Origin of the sequence: Enterobacter sp. SST3 (genome assembly GCF_000286655.1) — a bacterium.
Taxonomy (GTDB): Bacteria; Pseudomonadota; Gammaproteobacteria; order Enterobacterales; family Enterobacteriaceae; genus Enterobacter; species Enterobacter roggenkampii.
Map to the genome: position 1 here is coordinate 108,274 of NZ_ALNS01000001.1, position 14,200 is coordinate 122,473.

Consider the following 14,200-nt stretch of genomic DNA (forward strand, 5'->3'; position numbering starts at 1 on the left):
GCTTTCAGGGAATAAGAGCCGTCTCTGCTAAGTGGAGAAGACTGGCGTAATGTGGGGGTTAACTTAAACCCATCACTGAATCGACATCATTTCGACGGGGTGTTAAGTCGTCTATACTCACGCCATGAGAAACCACCATGTCGCCACTGATGATTGATTCCGCAGATTTCAGCCAAAAATTAGGCCTTATCTCCCGAAACGTCGAACATACCGAAGCGTTTCTTGCGCGGGGTACGGTGGATTTTCATCTGCCCGGATTTATGCTGCCTGTGGGATATCGCTTGTTAAAATCGCGCTACGGCGATGAATACCGTCTCGTGACTACCGAGGACGGAAAACCCTATACGGCGTATGCGGTCAAGCTGACGTTTCATAAAGAAATTACGTTCCCCCACGGTGCTGCGACACAGGTCATGGTGTGGCGTACGCCACGCGCTGTCCATCAGCGGGTTATAAGTGGTTTACCACAATCCTTCTTTCAATGGGTGCTAAGCGAATACGACATTGTTGTGTCTGACAGCGAACAAACCGGCGACGGACAGCGGTTTTGGTTACGCATGATAGACTGGGCGTTCAGCATGAATTATCGGATAAGCGTGGCTGACGGTACGGTAGGAGAAGAGTGGCACTTAACGCCGGTGAGCTCATATGCCGAGCTGGAAGAGCGCTGGATTGCGTTTGCCTGGGGACACGATCGTGATGTGCACCCACATCGCAGGTTAGTCATCAGTAAAGCGTAACGGGCCGCACAGAGCGGCCCGTTTTGTTTAGCACTCGGTCACAGTCGTGCTCAGCGGCAGGCGAGATTTCGGCAGCGTGGCGTTGAAATCTTCCACGCTGTGATGCCCAACCGGCACCACCACCAGGCTGGTGAAGCCTTTCTCTTTCAGGCCAAACTCTTCGTCGAGGATCGCGGCGTCGAAACCTTCAATCGGTACCGCGTCCAGGCCCAGCGCAGCCACGCCCAGCAGGAAGTTACCGACGTTCAGGTAAACCTGCTTCGCCATCCACTGGTCGTCATCTTTCAGATCCACGCGGTGCATGTCGGCAAAGTAGGTACGGCCCTTATGGTTTGCCGCTTTCGCTTCCGGGGTATTAAAGCGACCATCGGCCTCTTCCTGATCGACAACGCGCTCCAGCCAGGCGTCGTCCATCGCGGTTTTCGCGCAGAACACCACCACGTGAGAAGCATCCAGCATTTTGCGTTCGTTGAACACATAGGTGCCCGCCGCGGATTTCGCCACGCGCGCTTTTCCTTCCTCGGTGCTGGCGACAATAAAGTGCCACGGCTGGGAGTTGGTGCTGGACGGGCTGTACTGCAGCAGGGTTTTGATTTTTTCCGCTTCTTCAGCGGTCAGTTTTTTGCTTGCGTCGAACGCCTTGGTGGAGTGGCGTTTCAGCGCAACAGAAATGATATCCATAACAACTCCTGATGATGAAATTCGCCCGCGTGCGGGCGCGAAAGGTGAGCAGATTACAGCGGGACGCGGAAAAAGATAAGGGCAATTCGAGCGCTTAATCTGTTCGTCTCAGACGAACAATCAGACCGGCCGGATCCACTCCTGGTCTTTTTTCGGCAGTTTATCCACCACCAGATGCCAGGAATCATTGATGAGATCGGTAACCAGTTCCGGCGTCACGTCGTCCGTACCGTAAAGGGAAATCCAGTGCTTTTTGTTGAGGTGATAGCCCGGTTCAACGCCGCGATAAATCTGCTGATTTAACAGCGATTTTTCCGGGTCTGACTTCAGGCTAACGTGCGGCCGCCCGTGGGCGACGGCCACAATCATGAAAATTTTCCCGCCCACTTTAAACACGTCAAACTCCGGCCCAAACGGCCAGCAGTGTTCGGTGAACGGCAGCTCCAGCGCCACGCGTTTTGCGTGTTCCTGCAACGTTTTACTGTCCATCACTCTCTTCCTGGGCAAGTCCGCGCCACATTACCTCAAAGCCGAGCGCTTTAAACTCAACGGCGCGGGACGGATCGCGGGTGGCAAATTCCATCGTGCTTTCGGCCAGCGATAAGAAAAGCGCATCGCCAAACGTTTTAAATTCATCAGACATAAACACCTGACGCACCGAGCGGCGGCAGAGCTCATGCAGCTCCGGGAACATCTCTTTCACCGCCTGTTCCGTTTCGGCGCTCAGCTTTTCACTGACGCCAATCTGGCGGATCGCCGCATGGGCAACGGGGTTACGAATACCCCAGTCCACATAGCTGTTCCAGATATTGCGGGTATGTTCTTTGGGCAGCGTGATGGTACGATCGAGGTTCGCCAGCATGGTCTGGCAGAGATCCTGCTTCAGGTGCAGATAGAGGGCATTCAGCAGATCGTCTTTCGTAGCAAAGTAGCGGAACAGGGTGCCTTCGGCGACGCCCGCCTTACGGGCAATGAGCGCCGTTGAGGCGGCAATACCTGACTGTGCAAACGCCGTGGTTGCGGCGTCCAGTAAGGCCTGTTTTTTATCTTCACTCTTCGGACGTGCCACTAAATTTTTCCTCCTGTCAATTATAAAAACCCTGATTGAAACACGTGCTTTGACACGCTGCAACGCGGAATGTCAAAGATCGAAAACGTCTTGACGACTTTATCATCACATCTATAATGAGTGCTTACTCACTCATAATCAAGTTTACCCTGCGCACGCTATCGGATGGGGCGCGTTTTCGGGTCAGGATATGAAAAAACCTCTCTTCATCTGCGTGGTGTTAATCATGATTATTGCTTCAGCCGCGAGTTTACCGTTTGTTCTGAATGCCGGATTCGGCCAGCCGCCGCAGGGTGAACGGCTTACTGAAGTGGAGGCCTCTCCACAGTATCGCGAGGGGAAATTCCACAATACGCTGCCGACGCCGGGTTATAACGGTGACAAAAATATGCTGGTCGCGATGTGGGAGTTTCTGACCAAAAAAACCGAAAACGCCCGCCCGGCCCAGCCCCTGCCGCTGGTGAAAACCGATCTTGCGAACCTGCCGCTGGAGCAGGACACCCTGGTGTGGCTTGGTCACTCCTCGTGGTATCTGCAGCTCGCGGGCAAACGCATCCTGATTGACCCGGTTCTTGGCAACTATGCCGCGCCGTTTTCGTTCCTCAATAAGGCCTTTGCCGGCGAGTATCCGTGGCGGGCAGAAATTATGCCGGCGATCGACCTGCTGATTATCTCGCACGATCACTACGATCATCTGGATTACGCCACCATCAGGGCGCTACTGCCGAAGGTGAAGCGGGTGGTGACGCCGCTGGGCGTCGGCTCCCACCTGCGTTACTGGGGGATGAAGCCCGAGATTATTGACGAGCGTGACTGGAACCAGTCGGTGCGCATCAGCGATGCGTTGACGGTGCACGTTCTGCCGGCACGTCACTTCTCCGGCCGCGGCATCAAACGCGATCGCACCTTGTGGGGCAGCTTCATGTTCGTCACGCCAGAGCAGAAGGTTTACTACAGCGGGGATTCCGGTTACGGCCCGCACTTCAGGGCCATCGGTGAACAGTTTGGCGAAGTGGACGTCGCCATCATGGAAAACGGCCAGTACGACCAGGACTGGAAGTACATCCACATGCTGCCGGAGGAAACGGCGCAGGCCTCGGCGGATCTGAACGCGAAAGCCGTGGTGCCCGGTCATAACGGACGCTTCGTGCTGGCGAAACACGCCTGGAACGATCCGCTGATCCAGCTGGCAAAAGCCAGCCAGGATAAAAATTATCGGTTGCTGACGCCGGAACTGGGCGAGCCCGTCCGGGTAAGCGACACCGCGCAAACCTTTCGTGCGTGGTGGGAATAATGTTTAAGCGAGAAGCAGAGGGGGACAGCAGTATGACCATTTCCGCTCAAGTCATCGACACTATCGTCGAATGGATCGACGACAATCTGCACCAGCCATTACGAATAGAAGAGATTGCCCGCCACGCGGGTTACTCGAAGTGGCACCTGCAGCGGTTGTTTATGCAGTACAAAGGGGAGAGTCTGGGGCGCTATATCCGTGAACGCAAGCTGCTGCTGGCGGCGCGCGATCTCCGTGAATCCGACGCCCGGGTGTACGACATCTGCCTGCGTTACGGGTTTGACTCGCAGCAGACGTTTACCCGCATCTTTACCCGCACGTTCAACCAGCCGCCTGGCGCGTACCGTAAAGAGAACCATAGCCAGACACATTAACCTGTCGCGTGTAGGCCGGGTAAGGCGTAGCCGCCACCCGGCCTTTTTATGGGCTCACGACGCCAGTGAAAACCAGCGTCGCCAGATGAAACGCAGCACAAAGAATTCAATCGCCCCGAGCAGTAAAAACCACACGCAGAACAGAATGGTATAGAGCTGGTTAAGATCGACCATGTGAAAGGTCTGAACCAGCTTCTGCGCCAGTACCAGCCCAAGCGAAGGCGCAGGGAGCAGCAGGCATGAAAGCAGTGCCAGCAATAAAATGCCGCCTGCGGTGAGCAGCGACTCTAGCGGGTGTTTCATCGTAATGTTAATCGTCAGTTAAAAATGTCATTGTCCGGCATCCCGGAACGTAAAGCAATATAAACCCGGCGCACGTTTACGGATAAAACGAATGCGCTATTCTGTGAATAATTAACAGAAATAGATAAATATCCCAGACGCGATTAAATAATTATCGCGTAGTGTAAATAAACGTCCGCATCAGGAAAATAATTTTACAAATGTATAGGTGCTATAACCAATTAACGTGGCAATAACAATGGCCGCGATAACGTATAACACCAGCCTGCGCCCGCGATAAATACCCCACATGGTTCCCCCTCGTTTAGTTTTGGTTTAGAAATATTTTGTAAAAATCAGATCGTCGAAATAGTTTTAATCAGTTTTGAATAACCGAGAAGTCATTATATTGCGGTAGATCAATTTTACCCGCAAGACTTTAAAATGATTTATTTAAGCCCGAAAGGAATTCAGGCTTCTGTTCACCGGAAATTGAAGGAAAAATACGATGACTGAAAAAAAAGTGATTCCGAACGTGCCGCCTTCCGGCGGGCTGGCATACCAGCAGACCGTAGAGCAGGTGCTTGCACACGCGCAGAGCCAGGCCTGCGGTCTGGACCGTGCAGAGGCGCAGGCGCGTCTGCAAAAAACAGGGCCGAACGCGCTGCCGGAGAAAAAAGGGAAATCCGCCTGGCTGCGTTTCCTGGCCCATTTTAATGATGTCCTGATTTATGTCCTGCTGGCCGCCGCTGTATTAACGGCAGTAATGGGCCACTGGGTCGATACGCTGGTTATTTTGGGCGTGGCGGTAATCAATGCCTTAATTGGTCATATTCAGGAAAGCAACGCGGAAAAATCCCTGAAGAGTATTCGTAATATGCTCGCCAGCGAGGCGCGCGTTATTCGTAACGGCAACCATGAAACAATTCCCACAACTGAAATAGTCCCGGGCGATATTATTGTATTACGCGCGGGGGATCGTATTCCGGCGGATATGCGTTTAATTGAAGCGCATAATTTACGCGTGGAAGAGGCGATTCTGACCGGTGAATCCACCGTGGTGGATAAACACGTTAATCCGTTGAGCGGCGAATTACCGCTGGGCGATCGCACCAACATGGTCTTCTCCGGAACGACCGTCAGCGCGGGCGGCGGCGTCGGCGTGGTCACCGCCACCGGTCAGGATACGGAACTCGGCCACATCAACCAGATGATGGCGGGTATCGAGAAGCACCGTACGCCGCTGCTGGTGCAGATGGACAAGCTGGGTAAGGCGATCTTTGCGATTATTCTGGCGATGATGGCCGCGCTGTTTGTCTTCAGCCTGGCGTTCCGCGAGATCCCAATGGGCGAGCTGCTGCTCTCCCTGATCAGCCTGGCGGTCGCCTCCGTACCGGAAGGTCTGCCGGCGATTATCTCCATCATCCTCTCCCTGGGCGTGCAGGCGATGGCGCGCAAGCGGGCGATTATCCGCAAGCTGCCGACGGTGGAAACGCTTGGCGCGATGACCGTGGTCTGCTCGGATAAAACCGGCACCCTGACCATGAACGAGATGACGGTCAAAGCTATCATCACCGCCGACGCCTGCTACCGCGTGGACGGCAACAGCTACGAGCCGGTGGGCAACCTCTACCTGGAAGGCAGCGACGAGCCGGTCCACATCCAGCCGGGCACCGTGCTGGAGCAGTACCTGCGCACCATCGACCTGTGTAACGACAGCCAGCTGATTCAGGACGATCGCGGGCTGTGGGGCATCACCGGCGGCCCAACCGAGGGCGCGCTGAAGGTGCTGGCGGCGAAAGCCAACCTTGAGCCGGTGATGACCACGCTGGTTAACAAAATCCCGTTCGACTCGCAGTACAAGTACATGAGCACCCACTACCAGATTGGCGGTGAGGAGCAGATCCTGATCACCGGGGCGCCGGACGTCATTTTCGCCCTCTGCGCGCAGCAGCAGACCCGTCACGGTGCGGAAGCCTTCAACCGCGCGTACTGGGAAAGTGAGATGGAGCGCTATGCGCGTCAGGGGCTGCGCATGGTCGCCGCGGCGTTCAAGCCGGCGAACGGCGAGCAGGAACTGACGCACGATGACCTGAGCCACGGCCTGATCTTCCTCGGCATCGCCGGGATGATGGATCCGCCGCGCCCGGAAGCGATTGACGCGATTAACGCCTGCCAGCAGGCGGGGATCCGCGTGAAGATGATCACCGGCGATCACCCGCAGACGGCAATGAGCATCGGGCAGATGCTGGGGATCTGCAACAGCGAGCAGGCGGTCACCGGCTATGAGCTGGAGAAGATGGACGATGCCGCGCTGGCGGAAGCCGCGGTGAAGTATGACATCTTCGCCCGTACCAGCCCGGAGCATAAGCTGCGACTGGTGAAAGCGCTGCAGGACAAAGGTGAAATTGTCGGCATGACCGGCGACGGCGTGAACGACGCCCCGGCGCTGCGTCAGGCGGACGTGGGCATTGCGATGGGCATTAAGGGCACGGAAGTGACCAAAGAGGCGGCGGACATGGTCCTGACGGACGATAACTTCGCCACCATTGCCAGCGCGGTGAAAGAGGGGCGTCGCGTTTACGACAACCTGAAGAAGACCATCCTGTTCATCATGCCGACCAACCTGGCGCAGGGGCTGCTGATTGTGATTGCGCTGCTGGCGGGGAACATCATTCCGCTGACGCCGGTGCTGATCCTGTGGATGAACATGGCGACCTCCGCCACGCTCTCCTTCGGCCTGGCCTTTGAAGCCGCCGAGCGCAACATCATGCGCCGTCCGCCGCGTCAGACCGGCCAGCACGTGATGGACGCCTACGCCGTCTGGCGCGTGGCCTTCGTCGGCACCATGATTGCCATCGCCGCCTTTGCGCTGGAAGCCTGGCTGGCCCCGCGCGGCCACAGCGCGGAGTTCATCCGCACCGTGCTGCTGCAGATGCTGGTCTGCGCCCAGTGGGTATACATGATTAACTGCCGCAACACCGAAGGGTTCTCCCTCAACCGCGGCCTGCTGGCGAACAAAGGGATCTGGCTGGTGACGGGCGTGCTGTTCCTGCTCCAGGCGGCGATTATCTACCTGCCGTTTATGCAGATGCTGTTCGGTACCGAAGCCCTGCCGCTGCGCTACTGGTTTGTGACCCTGGCCGTTGCAGGCGTGATGTTCTTCGTCGTCGAATTCGAGAAGCGGCTGACCCGCAGGTTCCGTAAGGCTGCATAACCTTTTGCCCTCACCCTAACCCTCTCCCACGGGGAGAGGGGACTCTGACCTCCCTCTCCCTGTGGGAGAGGGCCGGGGTGAGGGCAACAACCCTGAGGTACTCCCATGAAACTCCCACTCCTGTTCGCGCTCCTCGCCTGCACTCTGCCACCCGCATTCGCTGCCGCCATTCCCGTTCGCGTCGCCACCGTGGAGCAAACCGCCCATGCCGCCGAGCGCCAGATCCCGGGCCGCATCGAAGCCATTCACACCGTTGAGCTACGCGCACGCACGGAGGGCGCGATTACCAAAATCCACTTCCGCGGCGGGCAGTACGTGAAAAAAGGCGACGTGCTGTTTGAGCTGGACGACGCCGAGCCGCGCGCCGCCCTGCGCCTGGCGCAGGCCGAAGTGAAAAGCGCCGAAGCCACGCTGCGCCAGGCGCAGCAGCAGCTTTCCCGCTTTGAAAGTCTCGGCAGCAGCAACGCCATCAGCCGCCACGACGTGGACAACGCCCGCATGCAGCGCGACGTCGCCAGCGCCGCTCTCGAGCAGGCGAAGGCCCGGCTCGACGCCCGCCGCGTCACCCTGAGCTACACCCGCATCACCTCGCCGATTGACGGCCGCGTGGGGCACAGCAGCTTCCACGTGGGTAGCCTGGTCAACCCGGCGAGCGGCGTTTTAGTGGAGGTGGTGCAGCTTGACCCGATCCGCATCGCCTTTGCGCTGGAAGAGGGGGCATTTGCCGCCAAAGCCGGACAGTATGCGGATATCAACGCCATGAAGCGTGCCTGGCAGGCGCTGATCGACAGCAACGGCCAGCGCGTCAGCGGCGAGCTGACGTCAGTGGATAACCGCGTTGACCCGCGTACCGCCAGCGTGATGCTGCGCGCCGAGTTTGCCAATCCGCGCCATCAGCTGCTGCCCGGCGGCAACGTGAATGTGTTTTTGCGCCCGGCAAGCGAGCAGCCGGTGCTGACCCTGCCTGCCGCAGCGGTCCAGCAGAACGGCGACGGCTTCTTTGCCTGGGTGGTTAATGCCGACGGCAACGCCGAAATGCGCCTGCTGAACGTGGCCGGGCAGATCGGCCAGCAGTTTCAGATTGCCTCCGGCGTGAAGCCCGGTGAGCGAGCGATTACTGACGGCGCGCAGCGCGTGCAGCCCGGCGCTGCCGTCCAGATACTCAATTAAGGAGCCATCATGCTGACGTTTTTCATCAAACGCCCGCGCTTCGCGATGGTGATTGCGCTGGTCATCACCCTGCTGGGGGCCATCGCGCTGAGGATTATCCCGGTGGAGCAGTACCCGCAGATCGCGCCGCCGGTGGTGAACGTCTCTGCCAGCTGGCCGGGCGCCAGCTCGGCCGACGTGGCGGAGGCCATCGCCACGCCGCTGGAGACGCAGCTGAACGGCGTGGACCATATGCTCTACATGGAGTCCACCAGCTCGGACGAAGGCACTTACAGCCTGAACATCACCTTTGCGGCGGGGACCGAGCCGGATCTCGCCGCCATCGACGTGCAAAACCGCGTGGCGCAGGCCGTGGCGCAGCTGCCCACCGAGGCGCAGCAAAACGGCGTGCAGGTGCGCAAGCGGGCCACCAACCTGATGATGGGGGTAAGTCTTTACTCACCGAATAACACCCACACGCCGCTGTTCGTCAGCAACTACGCCAGCACCCAGGTGCGCGAGGCGCTGTCGCGTCTGCCCGGCGTGGGGCAGGTGCAGATGTTCGGCGCGCGCGACTACAGCATGCGCATCTGGCTGCGCCCGGACCGCATGAACGCCCTGAACGTCACCACCGATGACGTGGCGCAGGCGCTGCGAGAGCAGAACGTGCAGGGGGCGGCCGGCCAGGTGGGCACCCCGCCGGTGTTTAACGGCCAGCAGCAGACCCTGACCATCAACGGGCTGGGGCGCTTAAGCCAGGCCGACGAGTTTGCCGATATCATCATCCGCGCGGGGGAAATGGGCCAGCTGGTGCGCCTGAAGGACGTCGCCACCATCGAGCTCGGCTCGCGCAGCTACAGCTCCGGCGCGCAGCTGAACGGGCACGACTCCGCCTATTTGGGTATCTACCCGACGCCGTCCGCCAACGCCCTGCGCGTGGCCGACGCGGTGCGCGCGGAGCTGGAGCGCCTCTCGACGCGCTTCCCGGACGACCTGGTCTATGAGGTGAAATTCGACACCACCACCTTTGTCGCCGCCACCATTAAAGAGATCGGCGCCTCGCTGGCGCTCACGATGCTGGCGGTGGTGGTGGTCGTTTCCCTGTTCCTGCAAAGCTGGCGCGCGACGCTGATTGTCGCGCTTGCCATTCCGGTGTCGCTGGTGGGCACCTTTGCGGTGCTCTACGCGCTCGGCTACTCCGCCAATACGCTGAGCCTGTTCGCCATCATTCTGGCGCTGACCATGGTGGTGGATGACGCCATCGTGGTGGTGGAAAGCGTCGAAACGCTGATGGCGGAAGGGCAGAGCCGCACGGCGGCGACCGCGCTGGCGCTGCGCCAGATTGCCGGGCCGGTGATTGCCACCACGCTGGTGCTGCTGGCGGTGTTTGTGCCGGTGGCGCTGCTGCCGGGGATTGTCGGCGAGCTGTACCGCCAGTTCGCGGTGACGCTCTCGACGGCCGTGACGCTCTCAAGCCTGGTGGCGCTGACCCTGACGCCCGCGCTGTGCGCGATGCTGCTGCGTCCGCGCCCGGAGAAACCGGCGGCCGTTTATCGCGTCTTCAACCGCGGGCTGGACGCCACGCGCGGTTTGTACACCCGCCTCGTGCATGTCTTAAACCTGCGCCCGTGGCTGGCGCTGCTGGCCACCGCTGGCGCGTCGGCAGTCGTGCTGTTCAGCTTTATGTCGATGCCAAAAGGCTTCCTGCCGCAGGAGGACCAGGGCTACTTCTTCGCCAGCGTTCAGCTGCCGGAAGCGGCTTCGCTGGAGCGCACCGAAGCGGTGATGACCACCGCGCGAGAGCTGATCGCCCAAAATCCGGCGGTGGAAGACGTGATTCAGGTCTCCGGGTTTAACATCCTCAACGGCACCAGCGCCTCCAACGGCGGGTTTATCTCCATCATGCTCAAAGACTGGAGCGAGCGTCCGCCGCTGGATGAGGTGATGGGTACTCTTCAGCGCCAGCTGCTGGCCCTGCCGGAGGCGACCATCATGACCTTCGCGCCGCCGACGCTGCCGGGGCTGGGCAACGCCTCCGGCTTTGACCTGCGCATCCAGGCGCAGGCGGGGCAGAGCCCGGCGGAGCTGGAGCGCGTCACCCGCGAGGTGCTGATAAAAGCCAACCAGCACCCGCAGCTGAGCCGCGTGTTCACCACCTGGAGCAGCAACGTGCCGCAGCTGACGCTGACCGTTGACCGCGAGCGTGCGGCCCGTCTCGACGTGCCGGTGTCGCGCATCTTCAGCAGCCTGCAAACCGCCTTCGGCGGCACCCGCGCCGGGGATTTCAGCATCAACAACCGCGTCTACCACGTGGTGATGCAGAACGAGATGCAGTGGCGCGAGCGTGCAGAGCAAATCAGCGAGCTGTTCGTGCGCAGCAACAGCGGCGAGCGGGTGCGCCTGAGCAACCTCGTCACCATCACGCCGACCGTCGGCGCGCCGTTCCTCCAGCAGTACAACCAGTTCCCGTCGGTGTCGGTGAGCGGCTCGGCAGCGTCTGGGGTGAGCAGCAGCACCGCCATGGCGGCGATGGGCGAAATTCTGGCGGCAAGCCTGCCTGCGGGGTACGACTACGCCTGGAGCGGCATGTCGTATCAGGAGCAGCAGACCGGCAATCAGGCGATCTGGATCGTGCTGGCGGCGGTGGTGATGGCGTGGCTGTTCCTCGTCGCCCAGTACGAGAGCTGGACGCTTCCGGCGAGCGTAATGCTCTCGGTGCTGTTCGCCCTCGGCGGGGCGCTGGTCTGGCTGTGGATGACGGGCTACGCCAACGACGTGTACGTGCAGATTGGTCTGGTATTGCTGATCGCGTTAGCGGCCAAGAACGCGATTCTTATCGTCGAGTTCGCCCGCGCGCGGCGTATGGACGGAATGGCGATTGTCGATGCCGCGCGGGAAGGGGCCTCGCGCCGCTTCCGGGCGGTGATGATGACCGCCGTGTCGTTCATTATCGGCGTTTTGCCGATGATGCTGGCGACCGGGGCGGGCGCCCAGAGCCGCCGCATCATCGGCACCACGGTCTTCAGCGGCATGCTGGTGGCGACCGTGGTGGGGATTCTGTTCATCCCCGCGCTGTTCGTGCTGTTCCAGCGCCTGCGGGAGTGGGGCCACGGCCTTACGGACTCGTCGCCCACAGCTCGCAGTGCTTCTGCACCAGAGAAATCAGCGAGCCGCCGTCGGCGATAAAGTCCCGCATGCGCTGCGCCTCGCTCTTGCCCTGCTTTAACAGCAGGGCAATTTCATTGATTGCGCTTGTCGCGCCGAGCTTCTCGGCCGACGGCGCCACCTGCTCCAACAGCCAGGCGATATCTTCCGCCAGGGTTTTGTGCTCGCCGGTGTGCACGTCCGTCAGGATCCCCTCCAGCCCGTAGCGACACGCCTGAAAACGGTTAAAACGGTAGAGCAGAAAATCCCGTTCCTGATGCTTATACGGCCGCGTGGTCAGCAGCCAGTGCGACGTGGCCTGAATCAGCCCGGCGATGTTAATCGCGTGGCCGAGCGTCAGCGGCGTATCCATCACCCGCACCTCCACGGTGCCAAAATGCGGGCTGGGGCGAATATCCCAGTGCAGATCTTTGATGCTGTCGATCATGCTGGTGGCGCTCAGGCGGCGGAACAGCCCTTCGAACTCCTGCCAGCTGTTGACCCACGGCATCTGTCCGTTATCCGGGAACCCGGAGAAGATATTGAGCCGCGACGAGGAGAACTTCGTGTCGGTGCCCTGCATGTACGGCGAGGCGGCCGCCAGGGCAATAAAGTGCGGTACAAAGCGCGACAGGCCGTGCAGGAGGTAAATGGCGTCATCCCCGGTCCAGCAGCCGACGTGCACGTGCTGGCCGAATACCGTCGCCTGCAAAATCAGATAGCCAAAGCGCTCCAGCGTGACGTTATAGCGCTCGTCGTCGCACACCTCCTGACGCTGCCATTTCTGGAACGGATGCGTCCCGCCGCCGCAGATCTGAATGTGTTGCTCCGCCGCCGCGCGCAGGATGCTCTGCTGCATCACCGAGAACTGCGCCGCCGCCTGATCGATGGTCTGACACACGCCGGTGGCGATTTCGAGCATGCTTTCGGTGATGTCGTGTTTGACTTCACCGCCTTTGATGTCGTCTTTGACGGCGGCGATGAGCGCGGAGGAGTCCTGGCTGAGATCGTACCCCGGCGGGTTAACCACCTGCAGTTCGAGCTCGATGCCAAGGGTGAACGGTTCAGAGGATTTAAAATCAGGTAAAGGCATGGCGCACTCCGTTGTCTGTGAATGTTGAGTATAGACAACGGGTGTGGCGCGCTCGTCTCAGGGTGGTATAACTGATAGCAGGCTTAGCAAAAGGGGAGTGACTCATGTCTGACTATCCAACCATTGCGCTGATTGGTCCCGGTGCGATTGGCACCACCATTGCCGCGGTGTTGCATGACGCGGGCCGCACGCCGCTGCTCTGCGGACGGACCGCGCATCCGGAATTACGCCTGCGTCACGATGAGGGTGAAACGGTGGTGCCCGGTCCGGTATTCACCGATCCGACGGCCATCACGCGCCCCGTTGACCTCGTGTTTATCGCGGTAAAAACGACGCAAAATGCCGACAGCGCCGGGTGGCTGCGCGCCCTTTGCGATGAAAATACCGTGGTCTGCGCGCTGCAAAATGGCGTAGAGCAGAAGGCGCAGCTTGAGCCTTTGGTCAGTGGCGCAACGGTGCTGCCGTCGGTGGTCTGGTTCCCGGCGCAGCGCGAGCCGGATGCCTCCGTCTGGCTACGGGCGAAGCCGCGCCTGACGCTGCCGGACGTGCCGCAGGCGCAGCGGGTGGTGGAGGCGCTTCGCGGTACGCACTGTGAAGTTGAACTCTCGGCTGATTTCCCCACCGTCGCCTGGCGCAAGCTGCTGCAAAACGCGGTCGCCGGGCTCATGGTGCTCGCTAACCGCCGTGCCGGGATGTTCAGGCGCGAGGATATCAGCGAACTTTCGCTGGCCTATCTGCGGGAAGGGCTTACTGTCGCCCGCGCTGAGGGGGCGAAGCTGGCCGATGACGTGGCGCAGGAGATTCTGGCGAACTTTCAGCGCGCGCCTGAGGACCTCGGCACGTCGATTCTCGCTGACCGTCAGGCGGATCGCCCGATGGAGTGGGACATCCGCAACGGCGTGATCCAGCGCTACGGCCGCAAACACGGCATTGCGGTGCCCATCAGCGACGTGGTGGTGCCGCTGCTGGCGGCGGGGAGCGAGGGGCCGGGTTAACGGTTACTGTTTTTCCGTTCGGCAAAGTAATGGGCGGCCGTGCTGCCCATCACTTTTATGAACATGGTGATAAACGCGTTCACGGATTCGTACCTGAGAGTGGCGGTGGGGCGATAGAGAGGGGGGAAGACAAGTGAATATGAAGTTCAGCTTTGTGCCATA

At 60.0% G+C, this 14,200-nt stretch carries 12 protein-coding genes and 1 pseudogene; 7 read left to right on the plus strand and 6 right to left on the minus strand.

What is annotated here, in order from left to right; all coding sequences use genetic code 11:
* Positions 1 to 137: 137 nt before the first annotated feature.
* Positions 138 to 740, plus strand: coding sequence for a hypothetical protein (locus B498_RS20600; RefSeq protein WP_008499384.1), 603 nt, complete (start codon positions 138 to 140; stop codon positions 738 to 740).
* Positions 741 to 767: 27 nt separating this feature from the next.
* Here B498_RS20600 and nfsB read toward each other — a convergent pair whose 3' ends face one another.
* From nfsB to B498_RS20585, 3 genes are all read right to left on the minus strand, one after another.
* The gene (gene nfsB / locus B498_RS20595) at positions 768 to 1,421 is read right to left on the minus strand and encodes an oxygen-insensitive NAD(P)H nitroreductase (RefSeq protein ID WP_008499385.1); all 654 of its coding nucleotides are present in this window, start codon (positions 1,419 to 1,421) and stop codon (positions 768 to 770) included.
* 120 nt (positions 1,422 to 1,541) lie between these two features.
* Positions 1,542 to 1,910 (minus strand): MmcQ/YjbR family DNA-binding protein, encoded by a 369-nt coding sequence (locus B498_RS20590; RefSeq protein ID WP_008499386.1) that lies wholly within the window; start codon positions 1,908 to 1,910, stop codon positions 1,542 to 1,544.
* Complete coding sequence (locus B498_RS20585) at positions 1,900 to 2,490, minus strand: TetR/AcrR family transcriptional regulator (RefSeq protein ID WP_008499387.1); 591 nt, start codon at positions 2,488 to 2,490, stop codon at positions 1,900 to 1,902. Before B498_RS20585 ends, B498_RS20590 begins: the two co-directional genes overlap by 11 nt.
* Before the next feature lie 190 nt (positions 2,491 to 2,680).
* Here B498_RS20585 and B498_RS20580 point away from each other — a divergent pair, with 190 nt between their 5' ends.
* Together B498_RS20580 and B498_RS20575 are read left to right on the plus strand one after the other, a co-directional pair.
* A complete protein-coding gene (locus B498_RS20580; RefSeq protein ID WP_032622650.1) occupies positions 2,681 to 3,784 on the plus strand; it encodes an MBL fold metallo-hydrolase in 1,104 nt (367 codons plus the stop codon).
* Between the two features lie 32 nt (positions 3,785 to 3,816).
* On the plus strand, positions 3,817 to 4,158 hold the full coding sequence (locus B498_RS20575; RefSeq protein ID WP_010428317.1) for a RamA family antibiotic efflux transcriptional regulator: 342 nt from the start codon (positions 3,817 to 3,819) through the stop codon (positions 4,156 to 4,158).
* A 54-nt stretch (positions 4,159 to 4,212) separates the two neighbouring features.
* Here B498_RS20575 and B498_RS20570 read toward each other — a convergent pair whose 3' ends face one another.
* Entirely contained in the window at positions 4,213 to 4,461 is a 249-nt protein-coding gene (locus B498_RS20570) for a DUF1158 domain-containing protein (RefSeq protein WP_008499390.1), read from the minus strand.
* 487 nt (positions 4,462 to 4,948) lie between these two features.
* Between B498_RS20570 and B498_RS20565 the strand changes: the two genes are divergently transcribed.
* From B498_RS20565 to B498_RS20555, 3 genes are all read left to right on the plus strand, one after another.
* Positions 4,949 to 7,657, plus strand: coding sequence for a cation-transporting P-type ATPase (locus tag B498_RS20565; protein ID WP_008499393.1), 2,709 nt, complete (start codon positions 4,949 to 4,951; stop codon positions 7,655 to 7,657).
* 105 nt (positions 7,658 to 7,762) lie between these two features.
* Entirely contained in the window at positions 7,763 to 8,827 is a 1,065-nt protein-coding gene (locus B498_RS20560) for an efflux RND transporter periplasmic adaptor subunit (RefSeq protein WP_008499394.1), read from the plus strand.
* Positions 8,828 to 8,836: 9 nt separating this feature from the next.
* On the plus strand, positions 8,837 to 11,992 hold the full coding sequence (locus tag B498_RS20555) for an efflux RND transporter permease subunit (RefSeq protein ID WP_008499395.1): 3,156 nt from the start codon (positions 8,837 to 8,839) through the stop codon (positions 11,990 to 11,992).
* On the opposite strand, the gene B498_RS20550 is transcribed toward B498_RS20555, so the two are convergent.
* On the minus strand, positions 11,922 to 13,043 hold the full coding sequence (locus B498_RS20550; RefSeq protein WP_008499396.1) for a YbdK family carboxylate-amine ligase: 1,122 nt from the start codon (positions 13,041 to 13,043) through the stop codon (positions 11,922 to 11,924). The two genes, B498_RS20555 and B498_RS20550, sit on opposite strands and share 71 nt — an antisense overlap.
* A gap of 104 nt (positions 13,044 to 13,147) precedes the next feature.
* On the opposite strand from B498_RS20550, the gene B498_RS20545 reads away from it, so the two are divergent.
* Positions 13,148 to 14,038, plus strand: a complete 891-nt coding sequence (locus tag B498_RS20545) for an oxidoreductase (RefSeq protein WP_008499397.1) — start codon at positions 13,148 to 13,150, stop codon at positions 14,036 to 14,038.
* Here the strand turns inward: B498_RS20545 and B498_RS23320 are convergent.
* Positions 14,035 to 14,142 (minus strand): annotated as a pseudogene (locus B498_RS23320) (AraC family transcriptional regulator); the annotation flags it as partial. The gene B498_RS20545 and the pseudogene B498_RS23320 overlap by 4 nt on opposite strands.
* Between the last annotated feature and the right edge of the window lie 58 nt (positions 14,143 to 14,200).